Raw genomic sequence first — 25866 nt, 5'->3', positions numbered from 1 at the left:
AATTATACCGCACGATGGCAGAGAACTCCCCGAACGCAGGTGCAAAAAAGCCGGATTACTTTCCGGCGATTGACGGCCTGCGCCTCCTCGCGAGCATAAACATCGTGATGCTCCACTTGGGTAGTTCGAGCGCGCTTGCCTACATGGCAAGCAACACTTGGCTTATGCCCGTCTTTACCGCTCCCGCATTTGCGGCAGGCATATTCTACGTGTTCGCGGGGTTCCTCTTTGCAAGCAAGTTCAGCGATCCGGAACGCCGCATACCGGTAATCCCGTTCATGTTCGCCCGTATAGCGAAGCTATATCGGCTCCACTTCTTCATGACCCTTCTCATGTTCGTGGTACTCGTGTTCAAGTTCAGCGGCTACACGCACTTGCCCGGCCCAGGCGAAATCGTCGATTGCGCCTCGGCGGGGCTTGCGAAGATGTTCCACCCCTGGCGTAGCCTGCTTCTGCACCTTTCGCTCACGTGGTCTATCGTTCCCGACCTGGGCATGAAACTCAATGAACCCAGCTGGTCGCTCACGAGTTTCTTCATGTGCTACGCCATCACGCCGTGGTTCAGCCGCTGGCTCTTTAGGCAGAATCGCCGCACCCTCTGGATCCTCTTCTTTGCGGTGTTCATCCCGGGTATCGCGTGGGCAGTGTTCTTCGGGCTTACGGGCAACCTCTGGTTCGACAGTTACGATGAAAAGTACAGGTTCTTCCACATGTTCGCCCCCGTGCGCGTGTTCGAGTACATCTTCGGCATGGTCATCTTCCGCCTGTACAAGGAAGGCTTCTTCGAGTTCCTCAAGAAGGACTACGTGAGCGGAATCGTTCAGGCATTGCTCCTTGCCGCCCTCTACGGGAGCCTCTTCCTCATGTCGCCCTCGTTCAATTCCGGCGTAAACTACTTTATTCACCATAGCGTCGCCGTGTTCATCTACGGGTTGTTCGTGCTCTCGCTCCTTTCGGGCAAGGGGTTCATGGCGCGATTCTTCTGTATCGGCATCGTGCGCAAGGTGGGCCGCGCGAGTTTCTACCCTTACCTCATACACCTTCCGCTCATCACGATTGCTTGGGGTATATGCAACCTGAACACTCCCAAGAACACGCTCCTCTTTATGCTGTTCGTCTACACGGTGAGCACGCTCTACATGGAGTTCAAGGTCTGGAACAAGAAGCGCAGGGCGCGCGCCGTGCAGTCGAAATAGCTGTTGCTTAATGTTCGAAAAAGTCGAGGGGGAGCTCGGCCTTCTTGCGGCCGGCGGGCTCGATGACCGCGGCGGAGAACTTTGCGGCACCGAACAGGCGGTTTACGGTACCGACGACTTCTTCTTCGGTCATGGACTTGATGATTTTCTCGGAGTGCTCCATCGTGTGGAACTCGCCCAGGTGTAGCGTCTGTTCGGCCATGCGGACAACGCGTTTTTCGGGACTGTCGGCGCCGAGGTACATGCCTCCCAGAATGTTTGTTTTGGTGCGTTCGAATTCGCCCTTGTTGAAACCACGCTTCAAGAAACCGTGCGTTTCGTTCAGCGAAAGCTCGAGGGCAGTCTTGAGCTGGTGCGGCTCGGTCGCAAGCGATACGCCCCAGTCGGTGCAGTCGCAGTAGATATCCGCGGTAGAATACACGGAGTAGGCGAGGCCCTTGTCTTCGCGAATCTTCTGGAACAGGCGGGATGCCATGCCCGCACCCATCGCGACGTTGAAAAGCGAGAGGGCGCAACGCCCGCGCTCGTCCATCAGGTTGCGGTCAAAGCTCAAGCCCCAGAAGAGGTTCGACTGCGCGATGTCCTGTTTCTGCACGACCTTCACGCTGTTGTGTGCCCTGTAGGTGTCTGCGGGCAACACGCCGGAGCATTTTTTCTGCGCGAACTTTTCCGCACAAAGTTGCACGAGTTCCTCGTGGTCCACCTTGCCTGAAGCGCAAATGAGGAGCGGAATCTCGCTTATGACCTGCTCCCTATACTTGAGCATCTGCCTGTGCGTGAGCGCCTTCACCTGCTTGACGGTGCCCGTGATGGAATGCGCGATGCCACAACCCTTGAAGTGGATTGCATTGAATACGTCGCCCACGATTTCTTCGGGAATGTCGTCGTAGCTGTGGATTTCCTCGATGATGACGCGGCGTTCTTTTTCCATCTCGCCCTTGTCCATGCGCGGGTGCATGAGCATGTCGGCAATCACGTCGATAGCGAGCGGAAGATGGCTCCGTTCAATCTGCGCGTAGAACCCGGTCTCTTGCCTTGTGGTGTATGCTTCCAGGTTCCCGCCCTTGTCCTCGATGGCGTGCGCGATTTCGAGGGCGCTGCGCTTTTCGGTTCCCTTGAATACCAGGTGCTCGTAAAAATGACTTAGGCCAAATTCATCCTTCGCCTCGTGGCGGGATCCGCGCGGCACCCAAACGCCAACCGCAACCGAGTAAGCGTGCGGCATGTAGTCTGTCAGGATGGTGATGCCGTTATCGAGAACTGTCTTTTTTACAATCTGCTTCATAGTGTATCGTTTTAATTTTGTTCGCGGGATACTCCCTTTCGGTGCGTGTAATCCCGGTGTTTCGCCTTGACTTCTTCGCTTGCATTCATGCAGGTGGTGAGTTTGTAGTAAAAATCCTCGATTTGTTTCGGGGTATAAATTGTCTTACGTCCCGATATGCGCTTGAGCAGGACATCCTGCAGTTCGCTGCAGTGGACGATGCTCCAGAATTCGTTGTCCTTTGGTACCTTGCGGAGAACGCAGCGGTCGCTGAATACAATGAACGAAATAAAGTGAGCCTGCTCGTGGCGGATTTTCAGGAAATGTTCCAGTGCGAGGATGTGTCCGATGTTTTGGCGGATGGGATTGTGGAACGTGTGCTCCGTGTGCTCGGTTAGGTGCTGATTCCAACGTTCGCTTTCGAGGTCGCCCGAGATTTCGCCGGAGAGGTTCTTGCTTTCGAGAACGTAGAATCCCGACTGGTGCAAAAGCAGCGCGTCGATTTCGGTGTAACCTGCGCGCGCGGGAACGTAGAGGTTCCGCATTAGCACGTACTTGCGCTTGTCGGTGTCGCAGACGCGTGCGGTGAGCGCCATCATCGCCGCTTCGCCGAAAATGCCGCGCGGGTCGTTCACGATGCGTTCATCGTTGAATTTCGGGTCTAGCTTGAAGAAGTTCTCGCTGCGGTTGGGGGCATGCGTGATTCCGTAGCCTCCCAGTTCGAAGGGCTTGCCCATGTCGCGAGCTTTATTCCCGAGTCCCTGGCGCCGTTCGTGCTCAAAATCGTGAAAGGTCTTGCGCCGTCCATCGCTGTGGTACATCTTGTGGTTCTTTTTCGGCGCCTTGCCCTTGATTTTGAAAAAGACAAGGGCGAGCAGCAGAATTAAACCGAGGAGAGTCGAAAGCGAAAAGGACATGCCGCAAGTATAGAAAAACTAGACTCTGCCGAATCGCCTTGTCTTGCGGAAGGGCTTGTCGCCTCTCTTTTCGCCGAAACCCCGCTCGTCGCGGTCCCTGTGGAACTTGCGGTCGCCGAACATGCGTTCTCGGCGGGCCTTGCGGTTTTCGAACGGGTGCGCCTTGCCGTGCGGCTTGGTTCCGGGAGCGGGGCCGGTGGGCGGCTCGTCGGTCATCAGGCGGAAGCGGGCTTCGTTCCCGCGGATGGTCATGCCCGACAGAATGTCAAGCACTTCCTGCGGCATGGTCTCGGGAAGCTCTACGGTGCTGAACTTGTCGAACAGCTTGATGCGACCGATGTTAGAACTGCTGATGTTGCCTTCGCCGGCGATGGCGCCCACGATGTCCTTGGGAGTCACGTGGTCGCGGCGGCCTACGCCCAGGTAATAGCGCAGGTAGCCTTCCTCGACTCCATTTTCGCCTTCCTTGCGCTCCTTGCGGAGTCGATTCTTTTCTTCGCGGTCGAGCCCGAAGTTGTCTCCGCGTTCGCGGCGTTCGCCTCTTTCGCGCGGGGCGTCGAGCGGTTTCAATTCCGGGAATAGCGGCTGCTTTTTCTGCCAGATCTTGATGACGGCGGCAGCGACATCTTCTGCCGTAATTTCATGCACGGAACCGTCTTCGAGAGCGACGCCGTTTTCCATATTGCAGCCTTCTGCGACCATGCTCTGGACAAGTTCCTTGAACTTGTCGAGTTCGCCGTAGCTGAGCACGCTCTTGATTTTTGCCTTGAACGCGGCGACACGCTTTGCGCTGATGACGTCGGCGGTCGGCATCTCCATCACCTCGATGGGCTGGCGGGTGGCCTTCTCGATGGTCTTGAGCATGCGCTTTTCGCGCGGGGTAATGAAGAGGATTGCGTTCCCGCTTCGCCCGGCGCGGCCCGTACGACCTACGCGGTGCACGTAGGATTCCGTATCGTAGGGAATGTCGTAGTTTACCACGAGCGAGATGCGGTCCACGTCGATACCGCGGGCGGCCACGTCGGTGGCGACGACGATATCGAGCTTGCCCATCTTGAGGCGGTTGATGGTGCGTTCGCGCATGGACTGCGCGAGGTCGCCGTTGAGCGGGGCCACGTTGAATCCGCGGCTTTCGAGCTTCTCGGCGACTTCGGTGGTGCTCTGCTTGGTGCGCACGAAAATCAGAACGCCGTCAAAGTCTTCGCCCTCCAGCACGCGGGCGAGCGCCTCGATCTTGTGCTCGTTTTTCACCAGCAGGTAGCGCTGTCGGATATTCTCGACGGTCGTCGTCTTGCCTTCGATGCGGGCTTCCTCGTATTCGCCGAGGTGCTGGTCGATAATCTTCTTGACTTCGTTCGGCATCGTGGCGCTAAAGAGCGCGCGCTGGGCCGTGGCCGGGATTTCTTTCAGGATGGTTTCCACGTCTTCCATGAATCCCATGTCGAGCATCTCGTCGGCTTCGTCGAGCACGATGGCTTTCACGCCCGAAAGCACGATGGAGCCGCGCTTGATGTGGTCAATGAGGCGGCCCGGGGTGGCGACCACGATGTTCGCCTGGCGTTTGAGGGCGCGCAACTGCACTGCGATATCCTGCCCGCCGTAGACGGGAACTACGTGCACCTTCGGCATCTTGGCGGCATACTGCTGGATAGCTTCCGCTACCTGGATGGCGAGTTCGCGTGTCGGCGTGAGCACGAGCATCGTGGTCTCATGGCCGTTGAAGTCGAGCCTGGAAAGCAGCGGGAGCGAGAAAGCGGCTGTCTTGCCGGTACCGGTCTGCGCCGTGCCGAGCAGGTTTGCTCCTTGCAACAGTGCCGGGATCGCCTTCGCCTGGATGGGGGAGGGAGTCTCGTAGTTCATCGCCTTGATGGCTTCGAGAACTTCGTCGGCAAGTCCCAGGTCTTCGAAGGTTACGAGTGCTTCGTCGCCCGGATCTTCGTCTGATTCTTCGGCCGGTTCCGCGCAGTCCTTCTTCGACTCGGCATAATCCTCGTCCGAGGTGGATGAAGTTGCCGAATCGTCATCTTCGGGCTGTTCGACTTCGCCGTCCTCGATTTCGACCTTCGTGCCGACTTCGATGGCCGATTTGGGGCCCTTCTTCAGCACGTCGCCTTCTTCGTCGACGACAACGCCGTTCGGGTTTGTTGCGAAGAATGCGGCCTCGTCTGCCTCGTCTTCGTCGGCGCCGCCGGCGATGGCAATCAGGAAAGCGTCCGCCTCGCGTGCAATTTTGGATTCCGGGTCAATTTCCTCTTCAGGGATACGCTCTTCGGTATCTTTCGACATAGTTCACCTTCAGGACCCGTAAACTTCATCTGCGGCCCATGCCGCACTATCGAATGGTTCTAGCGCCGGTTGCCCGGCCGAACCTTGAAAAGCCCCGAAGCGCACTCGCGCTTATAAACCTGAAGTTCTGTTGGATCCTTTTTTTGGATTCGCGGCCAAATGTAGAAATACGGCAGGCCGTTTCAAAGGGTGGCAAGAAAAGAAAACGAGCGGGGGAAGACCTGTCGTGGGGCCTAGGGTAGACAAACCGCGAAATCTTTACTAAATTATGCGAACCTTGGAGAGATGCCAGAGTGGTCGATTGGGCCGGTCTCGAAATCCGGAGACTGTCACAGGTCCGAGGGTTCGAATCCCTCTCTCTCCTTGAAAAAATAAGGAACCCCTTGCGGGTTCCTTATTTTTTCATAGGGTAGCGGTTCGAACCCTCGCAGAGGGTTCGACAGACGTCTGCGGAACGCAGTGAAGCGCAGACGTCTGAGATTTTGGCCGAAGGCCAGAACCCGAAGGGCTGCACGGGAATGAAATGACCGCGCAGTCCATCCCTCTCTCCAATCACACACTTTCATAGCTCTCCTCGTTGTCGCACTCTCAACAAAAAAAACTCCATACCCTTGTATGTTAATATAAATAAACCTAAATTTGTGCGCGAAAATTTTCAAACAGGAGCTCAAAATGAAAAAATTCGTCTATATCGCCATGATTGCTGCGGTCGCTTTTGCCGTGACCGGTTGCGCCGGAATGATACCCGTGCAGCAGACCCAGAAGAAGGAAGGACCTGTCCGCACCGAGAAGTACGGCTACGTCGACAAGCAGAGTTCTACCATGGGCGTCTATGGCGCCAGCACCTACGAGATTGTCGGACCGGTGTCCTGGGAAGACAAACACAAGTGTTCCGTTCTGGATTTTGTCACTTACGCAACGGTCACGAGCCCGAGGAACGGAGCCCAGGACGTCATCAATGTCAGGGCCGAGGAACTCTGCAACAACGTCAATGGCGAAAAGAAATGCTCCTGCAAATACTGGGGCCTCTCGATCCGCTACAAGATGCTTTCTTCGAGGGAAGTCAAGGACATGCGCTCTACCGCCGAAACTCCGTCTGACGCTTCCGTCAACCAAGAATAATTGTCTGTTAGCGTAATGAAGAAATTATTGCTCGTTTTGCTCGCCCTCGCCTGTCTCGCGTGGAGTGACGATTATGGAGACCGAGGTACTTACGGTTCAACGGCGTATGGCTCGACGGCGTATGGCTCGACGGCCTACGGCTCGACGGCGTATGGCGAGAAGGGATATGGTACGGCCGGCTACGATGGTGCCGAGAATCCGAAATCGAAGGCGAAGTCTTCCAAGGAGGCGCCTTCCTCGTCTTCGTCTTCCTCGATTTTTGGCTCCTTGCTCTCGAAAATTGCTCCCGCATCCCAGACGGCTTCGTCCGCAGGTGGAGCATCCGGAGCGTCCTCGGCAGGCGACGTTTCTTCCGCCAAGCCTAAGACAGAAAAATCCGGAGATCTCAAACCGTACAAGTTCAGGCTTGTGTTCGATCTTGACGGCTTATTTTACGATGCCGATCGCATTCGCTTTAATGGCTTAGGCGTTGGGGCTAATGTGCAGGCCTTTATGCGCTCGGGCCAAGGAAAATTCTTCGTGGAATATGGCCTGGGTCTGGGGCTTAGCTCGTGGACTTACGAAGACAGCTATTACGACGATATCTGGGAATGGTGGGTCTATAATATAGATGCGCTGGTCCAGGGTGGGCTGCAGTTAGGGAACGCCATTTTGCGTTTTGGCGGGTATGTCGGTTATTTGAAGGATAACGACGTCCGCTATGGTTACTATGACGACAATATGTTAGTGAACAATTATCACTATGGTATTGCTTTGGGTGCGTCGTACTATTTTTCCCGCGTCGAGCTGGGCGTAGTCTTCAGGGATGACCTTTCCGAGATAAATCCTGAAATCGGGAAAATGGACTTCGGGAAGAAAGGCTTTATCAGCGGCGGCTTCTCCGTCGGCCTCGTCTTCTAGAACGCCTGGTAAATCTGGAATATCGCGAGTATCTTCCCGATAATCGCGGGGATTCCCGGACACAGGAAGCAGAGGATTACGCGGGTCACGCGGTTCTTCCACCAGCGCTTCACCTGCCAGATGTCATCGGAGAGGGTTTCCATCTCGGACACGCGCGGCGGTCTCATGTACACTTGCGTGAGCGCGGTAAAGAAACCGACGCCGATAAGCGGAGTGAGTCCCGTGAACGGGGCGACTAGCAGCGCTACCAGAATGGTGAGCGGATGCCCGCCTGCAATAATCGTACCGAGCATGGCGCCGCCGCCGGTGAGCATTGCCCATTGCAGGCTCAGTTCGCCAGCCTTCTCTACGCCCGCGTTGTAGCCCACGAAGATGATGCTTGCGATAATGGCGAGCGGGATGGCCCATCCGATAATTTTCCAGATGGGAGCCCCCTTCGGGATGACCGAGATGGATTCCTCGCTCGGGAGTTCCTTGTTTTCTTCGATGATGCTTGCGATGCCCCTCATGTGGCCCGCGCCGATGACGGCCACGATCTTCTTGCCTTCCGCATTTTTGATTTTGCTTGCAAGGAACTGGTCGCGTTCGTCGATGAGCACCTGCTTCACCTCGGGGAATGTCTTGCCGAACTCCTGCATCATGGAGTTGAGGGCGTCCTGCTCCTTGATTTTTGCGAGTTCCTCCTCGCTGATTTCGGTCTTGTCGAAAATGCTCCCGAAAAGGCCGCCCAGCAGGCTGAACTTGCGGTACCAGGGGGTGCATGCCCAGGTGCGCCTGAGTGTTATCTTGATGTCGCGGTCGGCGAGGACTAGAGGAATTTGCTTTTCGTTCGCTATGTTGACCGCTTCCTTGAGTTCGGAACCCGGTTTCACGCCGGTCTGGTCGCCCATCCTCTTCTGGTAAGACCCGAGCACGAGGTTCGCGATGAGGGTCGCGAGCTGCTTTTTCTTGATGACCTCCTTCAGGTCGGTCTTTTTCCAGCGGTCGGGGTCCTGGATGGACTTGAGGCGGCCCTCGTCCAGTTCGACGCAGACAGTGTCGGGGTGCTCGTTTTCGATGGTCTCGCGGACTAGTTCCAGGGAGGTCTTCGAAATATGCGCGGTGCCAACAAGGATAATTTCTTTTCCGTCGGAAGAATTGATGCGGTAGATGTCTGCGTTTTCGCTCATGATAGGGAGAAAATAGAAAAATGAGGGCCCGAAAAGCTCCGTAACTGCAATAATGACACGGAGTTAGGTGAAAAAATGATTTTTTTTGGATTTTTTACGAAAAATTTGTTATATATTTGAAATGGTATCATTTTTTTAGGAGGTTTCCTCTATGAAAAAGTTATTGATGGGATTGGCTCTTTTTGCTCTGGTGTTGTCCGGTTGCGCCGGCACTTCCGATGACCCGGAAGCCCTCGACAACGCCCTTGTAGGCTTTACCTCTTGCGTGCAGAGCTCGCGCTGGCAGGAAGCCCTCGAATATGTCACTTCGGACGAAGCCCGCGAAATCAGCAGCGACGGTTACGAATTCAAGCAGGAATACCAGGTCGCCGCACGCCGCCTGCCGCTCTCCACTCTCCGTAAGGCTGGCCTCAAGGTCGATGGCCACGGTCGTCTGGTGGGCATCAAGGCCGCCATGGACGAAGCCAACGAACGCTACGTCGTTTCCGAGGAACAGGCCAAGGTAGGCACGAACCTCGAGGAAATGGAAAAGCAGCGTATCCAGCGCCGCCTCGAAGAAGGCCAGAAGATCCTCCAGGGCGAGGAAGAAGAGGCCAAGGCTGAACCCGAAGTCGAAGTGTTCACGAACAAGTTGACCGAGGAAGAAAAGAGGAAGTACGGCAGCACCCGTGACCTCCAGGCTCCCGAGGAATACAAGGACGAGAATACGGAAGAAGCCGAAGAACAGATCTTCAATGGTGACTACGAATCCAACGACTAGCTGTTAGTTTGTTTTGAACGAATCCCCGGCGCCCGTCGGGGAATTTTTTTAGGAATTTTTGATGTCCCGTTTTACCGCAAAAATGACGTTTGCCTTGACGGCGCTCCTTCTCCTTGCGGCGTGCGGCGATTGGACCGCCGGATCCCCGGATGCGGACGGCGCCGTATTTAACCGCTCGTACCGATACTACTACGTGATGGACTGCCGGTTCGACGGCATCGGACTTTTCGATTGCAGCCTTGCCGCTCCGATAAGCCCTGCCTATACGGCCTCGCTCCGGATCGATTCCGACGATCTCGCAACGCTCTCTTTGGACGGCAACTACAGCTACTATTATACGACCCACGAGTACACCTCGGGGCACGACGACTACGGTAGTTACTACTACTTCTACGACAACGGCTGGGAGCTGACCTTCTACAAGGACGGCTCGGAGCTGATTTTCTGGGATACCGACGAAAATACTGCCACGGTTTACCTCAACGACTTGGACTACGAGTAGTTTTTTCTAAATTTGCGCTCACTATGGTAAAAACCAGTGAGCATTTCGTTATCGCCCTTGATGGCGGTTCGGGTACCGGGAAGAGCACCACGGCGAAGATCGTGGCGAAGACCCTCGGTATAACCTACCTCGATACCGGCGCCATGTACCGCGCGGTGACGCTTGCCGCCCTCGACAAGGGTCTGCCGGCCGAAGAAGGCCCCGCCATGGACGAACTGCTCTCTGACCTCACCCTCGGGTTCGACTCCGAAAACCACATCCTCATCAACGGTGTTTGCCGCGAAAGCGAAATCCGCGGCATGAAGGTCTCGAGCAACGTGAGCATCTACTGCGCCCTTCCTTCCGTCCGTGCCGCCATGACCAAGCAGCAGCGCGAAATCGGCAAGAAGCAGAGCTGCATCCTGGACGGCCGCGACATCGGCACGGTCGTTTTTCCCGACGCGAAGTACAAGTTTTTCATGGTGACGGACGTGAAGGTCCGCGCCGAACGCCGCTACAAGGAACTCCTTGAAAAAGGCGAAAAGGTTACCCTGGAAGAAGTCCTCGAAAATTTGGTCGAACGCGACCGCCTGGATTCTTCCCGCGCGAACGCCCCCCTCAAGAAGGCGGACGACGCTATCGAAATTGACACTACACACATCTCAATCCAACAACAGGTCCAAAAGATTCTCGACTACGTAGGTGTAGTGGCGTAGCCCCGAGTCCTTTGAACCGCAACCAAAAAAACAATATGTCTCAAAATCTCAAATTCGGAACCCAAGAAGATCTCGCCGAAATCCTTGCCGCCCAGGGAGAATGCTCCCCGGACTTCCGCAAGCAGAACGCCGACGTGTATGCCGGCATGGGCTGCCTCGAACAGGGCAAGCTCGTCATGGGCAAGATCAGCCAGGTGAACGACCAGGAAGTCCTCATCGACGTGAACTACAAGAGCGAAGGTGTTATCGACCGCGCTGAGTTCAAGGACTCCGACTCCCTCGAAATCGGTTCCGAAATCGAAGTGTTTGTCGAAAAGCTCGAAGATGAAGACGGCCGTCTCATCCTTTCGAAGCAGAAGGCCGACTTCGTGCGCGTGTGGGATCGCATCCACGCGGCATTCGAAAACAACGAAGTCGTGCGCGGCACGCTCACGAAGCGTATCAAGGGCGGTGTGGTTGTCGACTTGTTCGGCATCGACGCCTTCCTCCCGGGTTCCCAGATCGACCTCCGTCAGATCCCGGACATCAACGCTCTCATCGGCCAGGAATTCGACCTCAAGGTTATCAAGGTCAACAAGGCCCGTCGCAACATCGTCGTGTCTCGCCGCGTCGTTCTCGAAGAAGAACGCAACAAGCAGCGTGGCGACGTTCTCGAAACTCTCGAGAAGGGCCAGGTCCGCAAGGGTATCGTCAAGAACATCACCGACTTCGGTGCCTTCATCGATCTCGGCGGCGTGGACGGTCTCCTCCACATCACCGACATGAGCTACAAGCGCATCAACCACCCGACCGAAATGGTCCAGCTCGGCCAGGAAGTCGAAGTCATGGTGCTCGACTTCAACGACAAGAAGGAACGCATCTCTCTCGGCATGAAGCAGCTCAAGCCGCATCCGTGGAAGGACATCGCCGAACGCTACCCCGAAGGCGCTATCGTCAAGGGCAAGGTCGTTTCCATCACCGATTACGGTGCATTCGTCGAACTGGATTCTGGCGTCGAAGGCCTCATCCACGTTTCCGAAATGTCCTGGACGCAGCATGGCAAGCACCCCTCCAAGATCCTCTCCGTGGGTCAGGAAGTGGAAGCCGTCGTGCTCAAGGTTGAAGAAGATGCAGAACGCATCTCTCTCGGCATGAAGCAGCTCGAAAGCGATCCGTGGGATTCCATCGAGACTGAACTTCCGCCGGGTGCCCGCGTGGTTGGCGAAATCCGCAACATCGCTTCCTTCGGCGCCTTCGTCGAAATCAAGGAAGGTGTGGATGGCCTCATTCACGTGTCCGACATGTCCTGGACCAAGAAGATCACTCACCCGAACGAAATGGTCAAGAAGGGCGACAAGGTCGAATGCGTCGTGCTCGCTGTCGATAAGGAAAAGCGCCGCATTTCTCTGTCCATGAAGCACCTCACCGAAGACCCGTGGGATTCTATCGAAACCACGTTCCCGGTGGATTCCGAAGTGAAGGGCAAGATTGTCCGTATGCTCGACCGCGGCGTCGTGGTTGAACTCAACGACGGTATCGAAGGCTTCATCCCGGTCTCCAAGCTCACTGCTGAATACATCAAGGTTCCGGCCGATGCATTCAAGGTTGGCGACGAAGTCCCGGCTGTCGTGACCGAAATCGACCAGAACAACCGCAAGATCTACCTCTCTGTGGTGGACTACTTCAAGAACCGCGAATCCGCAGAACTCAAGGCTTGGATGGATTCCCACAAGCCGGGTGAATCGGGTACGACGATTGGCGAAGCTGCCGCCCCGAAGAAGAAGGCTACCAAGAAGAAGGCTGAAAAGCCGGCCGAAGACGCCGCTGCTGAAGAAGCCAAGTAAGGTGCCGTTGCAAACCCCATAAGGGGAACAACAATCGCTTGCGACATTAAAAGTCCCGTGGGTAAAACCACGGGATTTTTTTTATTATGAATTTTAATAATAAGTTATTGTTGTTTGTATAAATTATTACATTTGGTAGTATAGAATAAACAAGCAATTCTGCTGTTTACAAAAAAGGAGAACACGATGATCGGGAATAGCAAGCGATGCTGGGGAATTTTCGCAGCAGGAATTGTCACATCCATGGTTTGTCTTACTGCCTGCAATGACACCATTACAGAATCAAAAGGCGTAGAGTCTGTCGCTACTTTCGAGAAGCTCGGTGACTGCACCAAGGACAAAGACGGCGAAATGATGTTCGTTGCGGATTCCGCAATGCTCTATTATTGCTACGAAGAAGAATGGGTGAGAGTGAAGGGCCTTGACGGCGAAAAAGGCGAAAAAGGTGAAAAGGGCGATAAAGGCGACGATGGCGCCAAGGGCGCAAAGGGCGATGATGGCGACAAGGGCGACGATGGAAGCAAAGGCGACGACGGTGCTGATGGCAAGTCGGCCTACGAACTGGCCGTTGCCGCCGGATTCACCGGAACGGAAGAAGAATGGCTCGCTTCGCTGAAGGGTGAAAAGGGCGAAAAGGGCGATGACGGCAGCGGTTGCGCCGTTGCTAAAACCTGGAATGGGGTCAAGTTCGTATGCAGCGGAGACACACTCGAAGTTTCTCTCCAGGATGAACAGGAATATCCTCTTTGCGGCGGCATTCCCTTTAATCCCTCGACTAGCTTCTGCGATGTGCGCGACAGTTCGCTGTATTACTATGTTACCATCGGTAACAAGAAGTGGATGGCCGAAGACCTCAGGTACATCGATAGCGTCCAGACCCCCAGCCTGCAGAACAATTTCTGGTGCAAGGACAGCTGTGAAACGGGTGGCCGCTATTACAAATGGGCGGCAGCCATCGATTCCATTTACACTTACGAGAACAGCGATATCAACTGCCATGATTCGGTCGACTGCAATCTCCCCGAAACGCTGAGAGGCATTTGCCCCAGAGGCTGGCACCTGCCGACAATCGAAGAATGGGAAGGCTTGTTCATCCTTATTGGCGGCCTCGAAAATGCATCGTGGGTTCTCAGGGAAAGAATGGAATGCTACGGACAGTGGTACGACCATGGAGGCATTCCCGGCCTGAACTCGTTTGATTTTACCGCAGATCTTGGCGGTCACATGGAATACATGGATTACTACGGTTACGAGCATGTCCAGAACTACGGTGGCATTGCAGAATACTGGACCGCATCGACTCCGTTCCAGGAGGCCGACAAGGGTTACGGCGTCCAGTTCTCGTGCGAAAGGAAAGACGCCGTCTTCACAAAATACAAGAAGGATATTGCGCTTCCGATTCGTTGCGCTAGAAATTAGCCGCTAGCTTGCAAGAAATATTTCCCTGAAAGGGCCGGCCATGCCGGCCTTTTTCTATCTTGCATTATATGGAACTAGCCGGAAAGAAGATCCTCCTTGGCGTTTCGGGCGGAATCGCCGCCTACAAGAGCTGCGAACTTTTGCGCCTGTTGCAGAAGAAGGGCGCCGAGGTGCGCGTGTGCATGACGGAGGCCGCGACGGAGTTCGTGGCGCCGCTTACGTTCGCAAGCCTCAGCAAGTGCCCCGTCTACCTCAAGAGCGGAGCCGTCGAGGCGCGCCCCTTCCAGCATATCGATTTTCCTCGCTGGGCCGACCTCTATCTGGTTGTTCCCGCTACTGCAAATGTCATCGGCAAGTTCGCCTGCGGTATTGCTGATGACCCGGTGAGCCTCTGCTTCATGAGTTGCACGTGCCCGCGCGTGATTGCGCCCGCGATGAACGTCGCGATGTACAACAGCCCCGCCGTAAAGCGCAACCTCGAAATCCTGCGTGGCTTCGAAGACACGACCGTACTCGAATCTCCGGCTGGTGAACTCGCCTGCGGCGAAGTCGGGCAAGGCCGCCTGATGGAACCGGCAGAAATCGTGAAGTGGCTTGAAGGCGCGGCGTTTTGTCATCCCCGCGAAGGCGATAGGGGCCAAAGCAATCCGCCCGCATTCCCTGTCGCACAGGACGTCCAGCCCACGCAAGACAAAACGCTCCCCGGCCATGGCAAGAAGCTGCTCTTGACGGCCGGTCGCACCGAAGAAGCGATTGATCCGGTCCGCTACATCTCTAACCGCAGCAGCGGAAAGACCGCGGTTGCGCTCGCCTCGGTATTCTATGCGAACGGCTTCGAGGTCGAAGTTGTCGCGGGCCCGATGGAGGCGGCGTTTCCGGGCGGCGTCGCGGTTACCCGCGTGAAAAGCGCCCGGGAGATGCACGACGCCGTGATGGCACGGCTCGCCGAGGCGGACGCCGTCGTGCATTGCGCGGCGGTAGCGGACTACCGCCCCGCCCACGCCGCCGACGAGAAAATCAAGGACAGCCGTAGCCAACTCACCATCGAGCTTGTGCCGAATCCGAACATCTTGCGCGACTGCACCGCGGCCCGCGCTGGAGCCAAGATGTCCCGGCACCAGGTCATCGTCGGCTTCGCGCTCGAGACGGACCACTTCGAAGAACATGCGGCAGAGAAACTCAAAAAGAGCGGTGCCGATGCGCTCCTTCTCAATGCGCCGGTCGCCTCCGACTCCGGCTTCGGTCTCGACCGAGTGCGCTTCGCCCTAGTGGTTCCGGGTGCCGACGTGCCGCCGATGAAGATGGGGGGCAAGGTGGACCTCGCCGAAACAATCTTGAACTTTTGCCTGGAGCGCCTGAATGCCTGAAGAATATGACATGAGCGAATTGCGCAACTACTTGCGCGGTCAAATCGACATGGGCGATTCCGAAGTTTTTTTGGATGAACCCTGGTCTCTGAATGCGAAGAAGCCGCGTGCGGTTCCGCAGCCGCGGCCTGTTGTCACACCGCAAGCGGTCGCATCCCGCAGTGCTGTTGCCCAAGAAGTTCCCCCTGCACCCGTGCGAACGCAGGAACCCCTGTCCGTGGGCCCCGCGATGGCGGCTCCGTCTGCCCGCCCCGTCATGAGGAAGGCTGCGTCGGCTTTCGAAGCGGCGGAATCCCTGGATGCCTTCTACGACTCTATCCAGAACGAAGCCGTCTATGCGAAAGTCGGGGACATTGTCCGCTATGCGGGCCCTGCGAATCCGAAACTTCTTCTGTTGATGCCGAATCCGCTTCCGGACTCGGGTGATTTTTTCTCGTCGGAACCGGGAGCCATGCTCGTGAGGCTCTTTGCGAACCTGAACGTTGCCGAAAACGAAATCGGGGTCACCTACTTCTACAAGGGCCATGCCGCAAGGAACATTCCCGCCCTGCTCGAAACGGCGCTCCGCAAAATGCTTGCGAAGGAACTCTCCTTTATCGCCCCGCAGGTGATGGTCTCCTTCGGCGAACCGCTGTTCCACCAGCTCTTCGGCAAGGGCAAGGTCTTTAACGACCTGGCCGGAACCGACCTTGATTTTTCGGGCGTAAAGACATGTTCGCTTGTGGACGCGGTCGCCATGTCGCAGGACAAGCAGCTAAAATGGCTCACCTGGAAGGTCCATATCCCGAAGTGCACATACTTCAAGGCCTGACGGAGTGCTGGTCGATTTATAAAAATTATATTTCCGATGTATTGCTATGTCTGAATTTGTAAACGAAGGTGGAAGTTTCGAAGGTCGCCAGGTCCCCATGGACGGCGAGGCCGAACGTTATTTGCTGGGTGGAATCCTGCGCGATCCGAATGTCATGACTCCGGTCATCGATGTTGTTTCGGACGATGACTTTTTCTACCTGGAACGCCATCAGCTGATATGGAGGGCGATGCGGCAACTCTATAGCGCCGGAACCCCCATTGACATGCTTACCCTCCCTGCCGAACTCGAGAAAATGGGCAGGTTGCAGCAGTCGGGCGGCCGCGAATATATCTTTGAACTCATGGAGAGCGTCGCTTCCTCGGCGAATGTGGAGTGGAACCTGGAGCATCTGCGCGACAAGTTTGTGCTCCGCAAGCTTATCCGCATGTCGTCCGATACCATCAAGAAGGCCATGGACGTCTCTTCCGCTCCCGACGAGGTGCTCCAATCGGCGGAACGTGCCGTTTTCGCGATTGCCGAGAAACAGGTGAAGAACTCGCTTCGCCCGATTGAAAATTTTGTGACCCCGCTGCTCGACCGCCTGAACAACAGGAAGGACGGCATTACGGGAATCCCCACGGGACTCACCGAACTGGACGAACTTACGAACGGTCTGCAGAATTCCGACCTCATCATTCTCGCGGCCCGTCCGGGTGTCGGCAAGACGTCGTTCGCCCTGACGATTGCGGCGAATGCGGCCATCGACTTCAACAAGCATGTGGCGTTCTTCAGCCTCGAAATGGATGGCGTGCAGCTCGCCCAGCGTTTGCTCTGCTCCCGCGCTCAGGTGGACCAGTCCAAGCTGCGTAACGGAAAGCTCAACCGCGACGAGATGAACAAGCTCATCGCACATGTCGCGCCGATTAACCAGTCTCCGCTGTTCGTGGACGACAATGCGGACCTGGGCATCATGGAACTCATGAGCAAGGCGCGCGACCTCAAGCGCCAGGGCAAGCTCGACCTCCTCTTGATTGACTACCTCCAGCTGATGAAGACGGGTAAGGAAGAGAACCGCGCCGTCGCTATCGGTGCTATTTCGCGCGGCCTCAAGATTCTGGCCAAGGAACTCCACATCCCGGTCATCGCGCTTGCTCAGCTGAGCCGTAAGGTCGAAGAAAAGGGCCGCGAGCGTCCGCAGCTCTCCGACCTCCGCGAATCGGGTTCTATCGAACAGGACGCCGACATGGTCTGGTTCGTGGAACGCCCCTACGTGCGCACCCACAAGGACGACGACAAGTACAAGGCGGAACTCATCGTTGCAAAACACCGTAACGGTTCCGTGAAGGATATCCCCCTCGCGTTCGTTCCCGAATACACGACCTTCTACGATGCGACCGCGGACGACGGCGGTTCGGATGACGGTGGCGATTACCAGTTCGGCGGCGACGACCAGGGCGGCGGCTACAGCTTTGGGGAGTTCTAGCGATGACTGTTTTGCTCAAGCCCATAGCGTGGATTGGACGTGTCATCGTGGATGGCATTTCGAGCATCGGCGAGGTGCTCTGTATACTGCTCTTGACGCTCAAGCAGATGCCGCACGTGTTCAAGAACCCCGACCTCATCGTGAAGCAGATGATATCCATCGGCGTGTCCTCGCTTCCGCTCCTGTTCGTGACGTCCATATTCACGGGCATGGTGGCGACCGTCTGTGCCGAGTTCGAATTCCAGAACCTCGTGGCGGACAAGTTTGTCGGTACGGCTGCCTGCAAGATGGTGCTTATCGAGCTTGGCCCCTTGCTTACGGCTATCGTGCTTTCGGGCCGCGTCGGCAGTGCGGTCGCAGCCGAACTCGGGAGCATGAAGGAGAAGGAAGAACTCGCTGCCTATACTGTGCTCGGTCTCGAACCCTACCGCTATCTTGCACTCCCGCGCTTTGTCGCCTTCATGACGATGATTCCCTGCCTCACCGCGATTTCGAATGCTCTCGCGCTTATCGGTGGCTGGATCGTGTGCGTGCTTGGCCTAGATATTACTACGTACACTTACACTACCGGCATGCAGTACCTGTTCGAATCCATGGACTTGTGGTCGGGCATGATCAAGTCCCTCGTGTTCGGCGTGCTGATTTTCGTGCTCGGCTACTACCACGGGATTAACGCCCAGGCGGGTGCCCGTGGCGTGGGACTTGCGACCATGAACGTCGTGGTTTCGAGCTGCCTCATGATTTTGATTTCTGACTTTATACTTGACGCTATCATGTTCTTCTAGTTCCAGGTGAAATTATGCCAAACGTAAAGATTGACCCGAACGATATCGCCATCCGCCTGAAGGGTCTCAAGAAGTCCTTCGGTCCGCAGACCGTCCTCGAAGATGTGAACCTCGACATCCGCCGTGGAGAGACCATGGTTATCATCGGCAAGTCCGGCGGTGGCAAGTCCGTGATTTTGAAGCACATGATCGGCCTGTTGCAGCCGGATGGTGGCGAAGTGTCCGTCGATGGCGTGACCATCAGTACCCCGAAGTTTTTCGACACGCATACCATCCGCCGCAAGATGGGCATGCTGTTCCAGATGGGCGCGCTGTTCGATTCCATGAACACCGGCGAGAACATCGCGTTCGCCCTCCGCGAACACCATCCGGAACTCTCCGAGAAGCAGATCCAGGACGTGGTGACCGAGAAACTCCAGATGATCAACCTCGTCCCCGAGTTCCGTACCAAGATGCCGAGCGAACTTTCGGGCGGTATGCGCAAGCGTGTGGCCCTTGCCCGCGCGATTGCCCTGAACCCCGAAATCCTCCTTTACGATGAACCGACGACCGGCCTTGACCCCATCACGAGCGACGTGATTAACGACCTCATCCTCGACATGCAGAGCAAGCTCGGCGTGACCTCGGTGGTGGTGACCCACGACATGGTGAGCGCCTTTAAGGTGGCCGACCGCATCGCGATGCTCTTGAACGGGCGCATCATCGAGGTGGGCACGGTGGACGAAATCAAGAACACGAGCAACCCTTACGTGCACCAGTTCATCACCGGGCAACGCAAGATTTCGGTCGAAGAATAGGGCGAGGAGCGTTTTTTTAGCCTAAAATGCCGTTTTTTTTGTGTTTTCCTTCACGAAAAATTGTTTTTTGTGTCCGTTTTTGCAAAGATTTATGTAAATTTCTCTAGAAGAGGTTTTTATATGAACAAGAAACTTTTGATAGGTCTTTCCTCTATCGGCATGGCTGCCGGTTTTTGGGCCTGCGGTAGCGGTTCGATTGAACCCATGGCCGACGATACGGATGTCTTCGTCGAGGCCATGCTGAACAATTTGGATTTTAGCACCCAGATTAACGATGCCATGAGCAAGTGCAACGAGGATATCGTTTGCATGAACGAGATGGCCAAGGCTGCCCATGGCGTTGTCGAACTTTCGTCGGAATCTACGCTTCCGGAATCGTCCGCAGATGGACAGCCGGTCGTTAGCTCCAGCTCTGAATCGTTCTTCAAGTTCTCCTCGATTGGCGATGTTGGTCGCCTGTCCAGTTCTTCCGATGCGGGAACCGTAGTGAGCAGCTCCAGCGAACAGGTCATAATAACGGGTATGGGTCGCTGCTACCCGCTATCCGAAACGATTGAATCGAACGGCCAGGCTCAGTGGAAGGTGGAGTGGAACTCCAACTATGGCATAAGGGATGTTGCGGCTGCAACGTATAGCTGGATTTTTGGCATGGATGCGACGCCCGACAACAATACAGCGGCGAGCCCGAAGGTCTCTTACTCGAAGTCCGGTCCGAAGTCCGCTTCTGTTGATGTCGTTATCGGCGGCCAGAAGGGGCACATCGACTGCGACAAGACTGTGAACGTGAACGGAGCCCCGATTACGGGATGTGTATGCTCTACGGCCGCCACTTCGGTTGACTTTACTGCGACTCCCGATGTAGTCTGGACGGTGGACGGGTGCAAGTCGCAGGGACAAACGACGTTCTTCTATTCATGGGAGGGTGGCGCTGCCGGTGCAGAAGCCAGCTTTACCAAGACATTCACGGCTGCGCAGGCTGGATATGCCCCGAAGCTCAAGGTTAGCCATGCGGATAACTCGATACAGGAATTTCAGTGTCCGGCAGTGAAAACGACCGATGGCCCGGAATACACGTTTAAAGTTAGTCAGGATAAGCTTGATATTCCGGCAGGAACACATTCGGTGACTACGAGAGGAGATGCCTCTGTCACTCAGTGCTATTTTAGTTGCAATGCGCAGGGTGATATATCTGTAAAATTAAGCACTGGAGAATCGATGACAGGAAGTTACTATGCGGGAGGCCCTGTTTCAGCGGATGCTTGTAAGGGTACATTTGAGTTGACTTTAAGTGCTGCTGCAACCTGCACAATACAGTGGAATTAAAAGAGATATCAAACGTTAATGCGAATATTAAAGAAGCTCCCCGTCGGGAGCTTCTTTTATAAGTAGAAAGGTGGGATCCTGTTACAGGAACCAGTATCCGATGCCGGCTTTGAATGTCATCTGCTTGCCGCCGTCCATGGAATCTATCAGGTCGTTCTTTAGGGGGTCGATGTCGGGGTAGACGTCGGTAAGCCCGAGGACGAGCCCTGCGTCAATGGAGAGGCGTTCCATCACGAAGCCGCCGACTCCAAAGGCGATGCCGAACCCGAATGCGGCCTGGTCGACCTCTTCCTTGTACTTGAAGTCGGTTTTGCCGAGGCCGCCGCCCAGGGATATGTCGTTTTGTTCGAGCGAGACTTCGCTGCTCAGGTTCAGCGAAAGCTGCACGCCGGCGGCGACATAGAAGCGTTCCTTGACGAGGGCTCGCATCATGAGGGGGATTTCGAGGTCCATCTGCTTGAACTTGTGGTCACAACCTTCCTCGTCCATGGAAAGTTGCGCATAGTGGAAGTTGATTTCTGGCGTGAATTGCAGGATGCTTGCCATGGGAATCCTGCCGCGGAGGCCTATATCGAACCCGATTCCGGAAGGAGCCTCGGCATCGTCTCCCAGGTACCAGTCCTGCGGAAGCCCGATGAGGTAGCTGTAGTTGAAGTCGGCATGCGCGCCGATGCCGGGTTTGCCGTTGATGCCGCCCTGGGCGTTGGGGGTGGCGCCGTCCTGTGCAAGCGCGATGGACGATGCGATTGCGCCTGCGGCGATGATTCTGGAAATCTTCATATTTCCTCCTTGTATGGGTGAAATATAGGAAATTTGCCTGTGGATTTATTGTCCATGAAACATGCTTTTGAATGTGAGCGGAATCACCGTATTGAAAGTAGTTTTGTATCAGGTGAAACTCTAACGGAGTGTTTGGTATGAAACATACTTTATGGACAAGCGTGTCCTTCGGTGTTGCAATGGCTCTCTCTGCCGTTGCGGCGAATGCATTCACCCTTACGGGTACGGTGAACGACGAAAGCGGCAAGGCCGTTCAGGATGCTGACGTTTCTCTCCTGAAAAACAAGCTCGATACGAAGACCGATGCGGACGGGAAATTCTCGTTCAACCATGAGATTTCGGCCTTGGCTTCGTCCGGTTCGGCCGGGTATCTTTCTGTAAGCGGCGGCATCCTCTCGTTCTCGCAGAGTTCGAACGCTCCGGTGCAGGTGCAGATTTTCGACATGGTTGGCAACCGCCTGCTAAACGAGACGCTGTACGGTACGGGCACGGTAGATATGAAGGCTTCCGTGAAGGCCCAGGGCACGTATTTCGCCCGCGTCCGCGTGGGGAGCGCCCAGCAGAATTTCAAGTTTACTGCGGACGGTAGCTTCAACGCCTCGTTTGGCGACCGCTCGCCTGCGAAGGCCCTGCTCAAGCTGGACAACTCCGATATGTTGCGCATCGTCAAGGACGGTTTCGACACGCTGAGCGTGAGACTCTCCAATCTCGATACAAACGTCACGCTCACGCTCAAGAAGAAGGCCGCTCAGCCGCAGTACGCCTACGGTTGGGGCCTCAAGAACGATCCGGTGCCTACGCGTGGTTGCGGCAAGACCTGGAACCGCGTGAAGTCCGGCAGCTACGAATTCCAGTGGAGCAAGGGCAAGCGTACCATCCGCATCGATATTCCCGACAATTACGACAACAAGAAACCGTACAAGCTCATCTTCGGCATGCACTGCATGGGCGGCTGGGCCGGCGGTGTGCAGCAGGAAGGCTACTATGGCCTCAAGCCGCTCGATACCCAGAAGACGGCAATCTTTGTCGCTCCCGAAGGCAACGGAAACCAGGCCCCGTGGGGCCAGGATGACTACCTCCTGTTCGATGAACTCCTGGCCGATTTGCAGAGCAACCTCTGCATCGACTCTAGCCGAGTGTTCTCTACTGGCTTCAGCTACGGCTCCATGTTCTCTAACGGTCTTTCCTGGAACCATCAGGATGTGCTCCGCGCAGTTGCCGTGTACGAGACTGCCGAACGAAACATTTGGCTTCCGCAGCGCCAGAACAAGGGCATTGGCTGGATGGGCGTGCTCGGCCTCGATGATAACCTCTGCACTCCCGAAATGGGCCGTGCTGCCCGCGATATCATCTTGACGCTCAACTCCGAGAATGGCAAGGCGAAGAATGAACAGGCCCAGGAAGCCCAGCGCAATGCGGCCCACAAGTGTTACGATTATACGACCGTTGAAGAACGCTTCCCTGTCCGCTGGTGCACGCAGTCCGGCGGCCACATCTGGGACCACAAGGATCCGGGCCAGCAGAAGTCCTGGGTTCCCGAGACCACCTGGGATTTCTTCAGCAAGTTCTAAAAAATATCCACACATCCAAAACACCTTCCTGGCTTTGCGGCCGGGAAGGTTTTTTCTAAATTTGGGCGCATGGAATTCAAGCGTTTTGAGGCCCTGATCGAGATGTTTCCGCAGGTGCAAATCTTTAGCACCGAGGGCGAGGACCTTGACCGGGTCATTACCCACTTTTTGAACCAGCGGAAGAATGTCTCCACGATGTCGGAAGCGATGCAGCGGAAAATCCAGCACGCGCTCGCTCCGTTTTTTCAGCAGCGATTCATCAGCCTGCACGACGAGGAAGCCCCGCTGGTGCGTCACCTGTTGCTGAAGAAAAAGTTCTTCTTGCAGACGGACCGCTACATCGACGACATGGCCTGGCCGGAGACGGACCCGGACAAGCTGGGCGAGGCCTTGAAGATTGCAGACCTATCCGAGGAAATTCTCGACCGCAAACTGCTTAGCCTCTCGAACGGCGAACTGCGCCGCGTGCTGCTTGCCCGCATGTGGATGGAAAACCCGGAATGGGTCTACTTTAATGATTTGTTTGGCGGGCTTGACCCGGAATACCGCAGGCACCTTGCCGCAAGCGTGGTGGAACTCTGCAAGCGCCCGGATCTGAAAGTCGCCGTGCGCCTTGCCCGCGAAGACGAGCTGCTCCCGGAAATCCCTGCGTTCGTTTATGCGGGAAAGACCTTTACGCAATATGAAGGCAAGCTGCCTTCCGAAGTCGCGAAGCCGAAGTTCTCGAAGGCCGAACTGAAGGACTACGAGATTGTTGAGCTTAGACGAAAGACGATAGACGAAAGACGAAAGAGTGAGAATGCCGCTTTTCCTGATGACGCGGTGGGCGAAATCCTCTTTGACCTGAAGAATGTCAATGTGCAGTTCGGCGACACGACGGTGCTCAAGAACCTGAACTGGACGGTGCGCAAGGGCGAACATTGGGCGGTGATGGGCGAGAACGGTGCCGGCAAGAGCACGCTCCTCGGGATGCTCACCGCAGATCACCCGCAAATCTACAAGAACGATATTACTTTGTTAGGAGAACGACCGGGCCGTGGACTGAACATCTGGGACCACAAGGCGAAACTCGGATTCTTCTCGCCGGAGCTCGCGCTCCAGTACCGCGAGGACCTGAACTTGCAGGAAGTCCTGTGCACGGGCTTTACCGCGAACCTCTGCAAGGCGGAGAATACCACCTGGGAAGAACGCGCGAAGGCGAAGGAGTGGCTTACGTACCTGGGCTTCGACGACGTGGAGGCGCGCTACCGCAACCTCTCTCCCATCGACAAGCGCGTAATCCTCATGGCACGTGCGGCAATCCGCCCGCCCGAGGTTCTGCTGCTCGACGAACCCACGCAGGGGCTCAAGGGCGAGTACCGCGAAAAGATTTTTAACTTGTTGCAACTGCTTTCGAAGGAGACGACCATCATATTGGTGAGCCACTACGAAGAGGAATGGCCCCCCTGCATGACGCACCTCCTCCGCATGCCCAAATTCTCGGGGTGATTATGCAATTGAGCGAACAGACTATCTTGAAGGCCTTGCAGGCAGTCCAGGATCCGGACTTGCACAAGAATATCGTGGAACTGGGCTTTGTCCAGAACCTGAAAATCGAAGGCGGTCACGTGAGCTTCGACCTTCGGCTCACGACGCCCGCATGCCCCATCCGCGACAGGTTCAAGGACCAGTGCATCGCCATCGTAAAAAGCCTTGGTGCAAGCGAGGTAAATGTGACGTTTACCGCGCAGGGCCGCGCGGGCGAAGGCAATACGGCAGCACAGGCCCCGAAGGTGTCCTACATCAATGAAGTCGCACACGTGGTCGCGGTAGCGAGCGGAAAGGGCGGCGTCGGCAAGTCTACGGTGACGGCGAACCTAGCGATGGCATTGAGCCTCTCGGGTGCCCGCGTGGGTATCCTCGACGCCGATATCTACGGCCCCTCCATGGGCCTCATGTTCGGCATCGACCGCGCTCCCGAGGTTTTTGACGACAACACGATTGCGCCTGTCGAGGCGAAGGGCGGCATCAGTATCGTCAGCATGTGTATGTTCGCCGATAGCGACAAGGCGACCATCTGGCGCGGCCCGATGGTCTCGCAGATGATCCAGCATTTTATCCACCACGTGCGGTGGGGCAAGCTCGACTACCTGCTGGTGGACTTTCCTCCCGGAACGGGAGACATCCAGCTCACCCTCACGCAGAACTGCCCGATGGCGGGAGCGGTCGTTGTGACCACGCCGCAGGAGGTGGCGCTCGCAGACTGCCGCAAGGGGCTCGCCATGTTCGACAGCGTGGGCGTTCCTGTGGTGGGCGTCGTCGAGAACATGAGCTACTTTATCTGCGACCAGTGCGGCAAGCACCACAACATCTTCCGCGAAGGCGGTGGCGAACGCATCGCGAAAAGCTGGGGCGTGCCGCTCATCGCGAAGGTGCCGCTTGAACCTGCAGTGGCGGGTTGTGGCGACGAGGGAACTCCGGCCGTGCTCCGGTACCCGAACTCCGAATCGGCGAAGGCTTTTATGCAGGCGGCCGATGCGACTGTCCGGGCGCTCTCGGTTTTTGAATCCGAAGGCGACGGCGTTCTCAAGACTTTCAATTTCGAATTCGCGGAACTTCCGGAGGAGGACGTATGATTCAGCCCAAGAAGATTTTCAGGACAAAGGACGGCAGGCTCGGGTTCGAGTGGAACGATAGTTCACGTGGAGCATGTTCCATACGCGAACTTCGCCTCGCATGCCCCTGTGCGCTCTGTGTCGACGAGCATACCGGCGAAAAACTGCTTGACGAATCCACCGTTTCTGCCGATATAAAATTGGTAAAGGTCCAATCCATCGGTCGCTATGCGGCGGGACTGACCTTTAGCGATGGTCACAACTCGGGAATTTACCCTTACGACAAGTTAAAAGAATTGACGAAAAACGCGTAAAAAACC

At 56.0% G+C, this 25866-nt stretch carries 23 protein-coding genes and 1 tRNA gene; 19 read left to right on the top strand and 5 right to left on the bottom strand.

Features of this window, described 5'->3' with window-relative positions:
* Nucleotides 1-14: 14 nt before the first annotated feature.
* Nucleotides 15-1196, top strand: a complete 1182-nt coding sequence (locus B2952_RS11270; protein WP_290734246.1) for an acyltransferase family protein — start codon at nt 15-17, stop codon at nt 1194-1196.
* A 7-nt stretch (nt 1197-1203) separates the two neighbouring features.
* Here the strand turns inward: B2952_RS11270 and B2952_RS11265 are convergent, their stop codons facing one another.
* The 3 genes from B2952_RS11265 to B2952_RS11255 are packed head-to-tail and all read right to left on the bottom strand — an operon-like array spanning nt 1204 to nt 5663.
* A complete protein-coding gene (locus B2952_RS11265; protein WP_290734248.1) occupies nt 1204-2481 on the bottom strand; it encodes a M16 family metallopeptidase in 1278 nt (425 codons plus the stop codon).
* 11 nt (nt 2482-2492) lie between these two features.
* Nucleotides 2493-3377: a nuclease-related domain-containing protein gene (locus B2952_RS11260; protein WP_290734250.1), complete on the bottom strand. Its 885-nt coding sequence runs from the start codon at nt 3375-3377 to the stop codon at nt 2493-2495.
* Between the two features lie 18 nt (nt 3378-3395).
* The gene (locus tag B2952_RS11255) at nt 3396-5663 is read right to left on the bottom strand and encodes a DEAD/DEAH box helicase (protein WP_290734252.1); all 2268 of its coding nucleotides are present in this window, start codon (nt 5661-5663) and stop codon (nt 3396-3398) included.
* Between the two features lie 279 nt (nt 5664-5942).
* Here B2952_RS11255 and B2952_RS11250 point away from each other — a divergent pair.
* The 3 genes from B2952_RS11250 to B2952_RS11240 all read left to right on the top strand — a co-directional run bounded on the left by B2952_RS11250 (nt 5943) and on the right by B2952_RS11240 (nt 7685).
* Nucleotides 5943-6027: transfer RNA gene (locus tag B2952_RS11250), tRNA-Ser, on the top strand.
* A 308-nt stretch (nt 6028-6335) separates the two neighbouring features.
* Complete coding sequence (locus tag B2952_RS11245) at nt 6336-6785, top strand: hypothetical protein (RefSeq protein ID WP_173366416.1); 450 nt, start codon at nt 6336-6338, stop codon at nt 6783-6785.
* A gap of 15 nt (nt 6786-6800) precedes the next feature.
* Nucleotides 6801-7685 carry a hypothetical protein gene (locus tag B2952_RS11240; protein ID WP_173366415.1) on the top strand — a complete coding sequence of 295 codons (885 nt, stop codon included), beginning with the start codon at nt 6801-6803 and terminating at the stop codon, nt 7683-7685.
* On the opposite strand, the gene B2952_RS11235 is transcribed toward B2952_RS11240, so the two are convergent.
* Nucleotides 7682-8854: a TraB/GumN family protein gene (locus B2952_RS11235; RefSeq protein ID WP_290734254.1), complete on the bottom strand. Its 1173-nt coding sequence runs from the start codon at nt 8852-8854 to the stop codon at nt 7682-7684. The two genes, B2952_RS11240 and B2952_RS11235, sit on opposite strands and share 4 nt — an antisense overlap.
* Before the next feature lie 151 nt (nt 8855-9005).
* On the opposite strand from B2952_RS11235, the gene B2952_RS11230 reads away from it, so the two are divergent.
* The 11 genes from B2952_RS11230 to B2952_RS11180 all read left to right on the top strand — a co-directional run bounded on the left by B2952_RS11230 (nt 9006) and on the right by B2952_RS11180 (nt 20601).
* Nucleotides 9006-9614 carry a hypothetical protein gene (locus B2952_RS11230; protein WP_290726301.1) on the top strand — a complete coding sequence of 203 codons (609 nt, stop codon included), beginning with the start codon at nt 9006-9008 and terminating at the stop codon, nt 9612-9614.
* 61 nt (nt 9615-9675) lie between these two features.
* Complete coding sequence (locus B2952_RS11225; protein WP_290734256.1) at nt 9676-10116, top strand: hypothetical protein; 441 nt, start codon at nt 9676-9678, stop codon at nt 10114-10116.
* A 23-nt stretch (nt 10117-10139) separates the two neighbouring features.
* The gene (cmk, locus tag B2952_RS11220) at nt 10140-10811 is read left to right on the top strand and encodes a (d)CMP kinase (protein ID WP_173381844.1); all 672 of its coding nucleotides are present in this window, start codon (nt 10140-10142) and stop codon (nt 10809-10811) included.
* Nucleotides 10812-10846: 35 nt separating this feature from the next.
* On the top strand, nt 10847-12634 hold the full coding sequence (gene rpsA / locus B2952_RS11215; RefSeq protein ID WP_290734258.1) for a 30S ribosomal protein S1: 1788 nt from the start codon (nt 10847-10849) through the stop codon (nt 12632-12634).
* Nucleotides 12635-12820: 186 nt separating this feature from the next.
* Entirely contained in the window at nt 12821-14053 is a 1233-nt protein-coding gene (locus B2952_RS11210; protein ID WP_290734261.1) for an FISUMP domain-containing protein, read from the top strand.
* Nucleotides 14054-14121: 68 nt separating this feature from the next.
* Nucleotides 14122-15420, top strand: coding sequence for a bifunctional phosphopantothenoylcysteine decarboxylase/phosphopantothenate synthase (locus B2952_RS11205; RefSeq protein ID WP_290734263.1), 1299 nt, complete (start codon nt 14122-14124; stop codon nt 15418-15420).
* Nucleotides 15413-16231: a hypothetical protein gene (locus B2952_RS11200; RefSeq protein ID WP_173365746.1), complete on the top strand. Its 819-nt coding sequence runs from the start codon at nt 15413-15415 to the stop codon at nt 16229-16231. Before B2952_RS11205 ends, B2952_RS11200 begins: the two co-directional genes overlap by 8 nt.
* Nucleotides 16232-16277: 46 nt before the next feature.
* Nucleotides 16278-17696, top strand: a complete 1419-nt coding sequence (dnaB, locus tag B2952_RS11195; RefSeq protein WP_173382789.1) for a replicative DNA helicase — start codon at nt 16278-16280, stop codon at nt 17694-17696.
* Between the two features lie 2 nt (nt 17697-17698).
* Nucleotides 17699-18481: an MlaE family ABC transporter permease gene (locus tag B2952_RS11190; protein WP_173382788.1), complete on the top strand. Its 783-nt coding sequence runs from the start codon at nt 17699-17701 to the stop codon at nt 18479-18481.
* Between the two features lie 14 nt (nt 18482-18495).
* Nucleotides 18496-19278 (top strand): ABC transporter ATP-binding protein, encoded by a 783-nt coding sequence (locus B2952_RS11185; protein ID WP_173382787.1) that lies wholly within the window; start codon nt 18496-18498, stop codon nt 19276-19278.
* A gap of 120 nt (nt 19279-19398) precedes the next feature.
* Nucleotides 19399-20601, top strand: a complete 1203-nt coding sequence (locus B2952_RS11180) for a hypothetical protein (RefSeq protein ID WP_290728509.1) — start codon at nt 19399-19401, stop codon at nt 20599-20601.
* Nucleotides 20602-20682: 81 nt separating this feature from the next.
* Here B2952_RS11180 and B2952_RS11175 read toward each other — a convergent pair whose 3' ends face one another.
* Nucleotides 20683-21381, bottom strand: coding sequence for a porin family protein (locus tag B2952_RS11175; protein ID WP_290728511.1), 699 nt, complete (start codon nt 21379-21381; stop codon nt 20683-20685).
* Between the two features lie 137 nt (nt 21382-21518).
* Between B2952_RS11175 and B2952_RS11170 the strand changes: the two genes are divergently transcribed.
* The 4 genes from B2952_RS11170 to B2952_RS11155 all read left to right on the top strand — a co-directional run bounded on the left by B2952_RS11170 (nt 21519) and on the right by B2952_RS11155 (nt 25860).
* Entirely contained in the window at nt 21519-22952 is a 1434-nt protein-coding gene (locus tag B2952_RS11170; protein ID WP_290728513.1) for a T9SS type A sorting domain-containing protein, read from the top strand.
* Nucleotides 22953-23021: 69 nt separating this feature from the next.
* A complete protein-coding gene (locus B2952_RS11165; RefSeq protein ID WP_290734265.1) occupies nt 23022-24440 on the top strand; it encodes an ATP-binding cassette domain-containing protein in 1419 nt (472 codons plus the stop codon).
* A 2-nt stretch (nt 24441-24442) separates the two neighbouring features.
* Entirely contained in the window at nt 24443-25567 is a 1125-nt protein-coding gene (locus B2952_RS11160; protein WP_290734267.1) for an Mrp/NBP35 family ATP-binding protein, read from the top strand.
* The gene (locus tag B2952_RS11155) at nt 25564-25860 is read left to right on the top strand and encodes a DUF971 domain-containing protein (RefSeq protein WP_173365739.1); all 297 of its coding nucleotides are present in this window, start codon (nt 25564-25566) and stop codon (nt 25858-25860) included. The genes B2952_RS11160 and B2952_RS11155 overlap by 4 nt, the downstream gene beginning before the upstream one ends.
* Nucleotides 25861-25866 lie beyond the last annotated feature (6 nt).

It is taken from the genome of Fibrobacter sp. UBA7003, assembly GCA_002449765.1.
GTDB lineage: Bacteria > Fibrobacterota > Fibrobacteria > Fibrobacterales > Fibrobacteraceae > Fibrobacter.
The sequence above is the reverse complement of the archived record's forward strand: the minus strand, read 5'-3'. Positions and strand labels throughout refer to the sequence as shown.

Coding starts and splice junctions, on each gene's coding strand:
- B2952_RS11255 (WP_290734252.1), bottom strand. CDS start 5,663: ATGTCGAAAGATACCGAAGAGCGTATCCCTGAAGAGGAAATTGACCCG.
- B2952_RS11170 (WP_290728513.1), top strand. CDS start 21,519: ATGAAACATACTTTATGGACAAGCGTGTCCTTCGGTGTTGCAATGGCT.
- B2952_RS11160 (WP_290734267.1), top strand. CDS start 24,443: ATGCAATTGAGCGAACAGACTATCTTGAAGGCCTTGCAGGCAGTCCAG.
- B2952_RS11175 (WP_290728511.1), bottom strand. CDS start 21,381: ATGAAGATTTCCAGAATCATCGCCGCAGGCGCAATCGCATCGTCCATC.
- B2952_RS11185 (WP_173382787.1), top strand. CDS start 18,496: ATGCCAAACGTAAAGATTGACCCGAACGATATCGCCATCCGCCTGAAG.
- B2952_RS11180 (WP_290728509.1), top strand. CDS start 19,399: ATGAACAAGAAACTTTTGATAGGTCTTTCCTCTATCGGCATGGCTGCC.
- B2952_RS11200 (WP_173365746.1), top strand. CDS start 15,413: ATGCCTGAAGAATATGACATGAGCGAATTGCGCAACTACTTGCGCGGT.
- B2952_RS11245 (WP_173366416.1), top strand. CDS start 6,336: ATGAAAAAATTCGTCTATATCGCCATGATTGCTGCGGTCGCTTTTGCC.
- B2952_RS11265 (WP_290734248.1), bottom strand. CDS start 2,481: ATGAAGCAGATTGTAAAAAAGACAGTTCTCGATAACGGCATCACCATC.
- B2952_RS11205 (WP_290734263.1), top strand. CDS start 14,122: ATGGAACTAGCCGGAAAGAAGATCCTCCTTGGCGTTTCGGGCGGAATC.
- cmk (WP_173381844.1), top strand. CDS start 10,140: ATGGTAAAAACCAGTGAGCATTTCGTTATCGCCCTTGATGGCGGTTCG.
- B2952_RS11190 (WP_173382788.1), top strand. CDS start 17,699: ATGACTGTTTTGCTCAAGCCCATAGCGTGGATTGGACGTGTCATCGTG.
- B2952_RS11235 (WP_290734254.1), bottom strand. CDS start 8,854: ATGAGCGAAAACGCAGACATCTACCGCATCAATTCTTCCGACGGAAAA.
- rpsA (WP_290734258.1), top strand. CDS start 10,847: ATGTCTCAAAATCTCAAATTCGGAACCCAAGAAGATCTCGCCGAAATC.
- B2952_RS11155 (WP_173365739.1), top strand. CDS start 25,564: ATGATTCAGCCCAAGAAGATTTTCAGGACAAAGGACGGCAGGCTCGGG.
- B2952_RS11225 (WP_290734256.1), top strand. CDS start 9,676: ATGTCCCGTTTTACCGCAAAAATGACGTTTGCCTTGACGGCGCTCCTT.
- B2952_RS11230 (WP_290726301.1), top strand. CDS start 9,006: ATGAAAAAGTTATTGATGGGATTGGCTCTTTTTGCTCTGGTGTTGTCC.
- B2952_RS11210 (WP_290734261.1), top strand. CDS start 12,821: ATGATCGGGAATAGCAAGCGATGCTGGGGAATTTTCGCAGCAGGAATT.
- B2952_RS11260 (WP_290734250.1), bottom strand. CDS start 3,377: ATGTCCTTTTCGCTTTCGACTCTCCTCGGTTTAATTCTGCTGCTCGCC.
- B2952_RS11270 (WP_290734246.1), top strand. CDS start 15: ATGGCAGAGAACTCCCCGAACGCAGGTGCAAAAAAGCCGGATTACTTT.
- B2952_RS11165 (WP_290734265.1), top strand. CDS start 23,022: ATGGAATTCAAGCGTTTTGAGGCCCTGATCGAGATGTTTCCGCAGGTG.
- B2952_RS11240 (WP_173366415.1), top strand. CDS start 6,801: ATGAAGAAATTATTGCTCGTTTTGCTCGCCCTCGCCTGTCTCGCGTGG.
- dnaB (WP_173382789.1), top strand. CDS start 16,278: ATGTCTGAATTTGTAAACGAAGGTGGAAGTTTCGAAGGTCGCCAGGTC.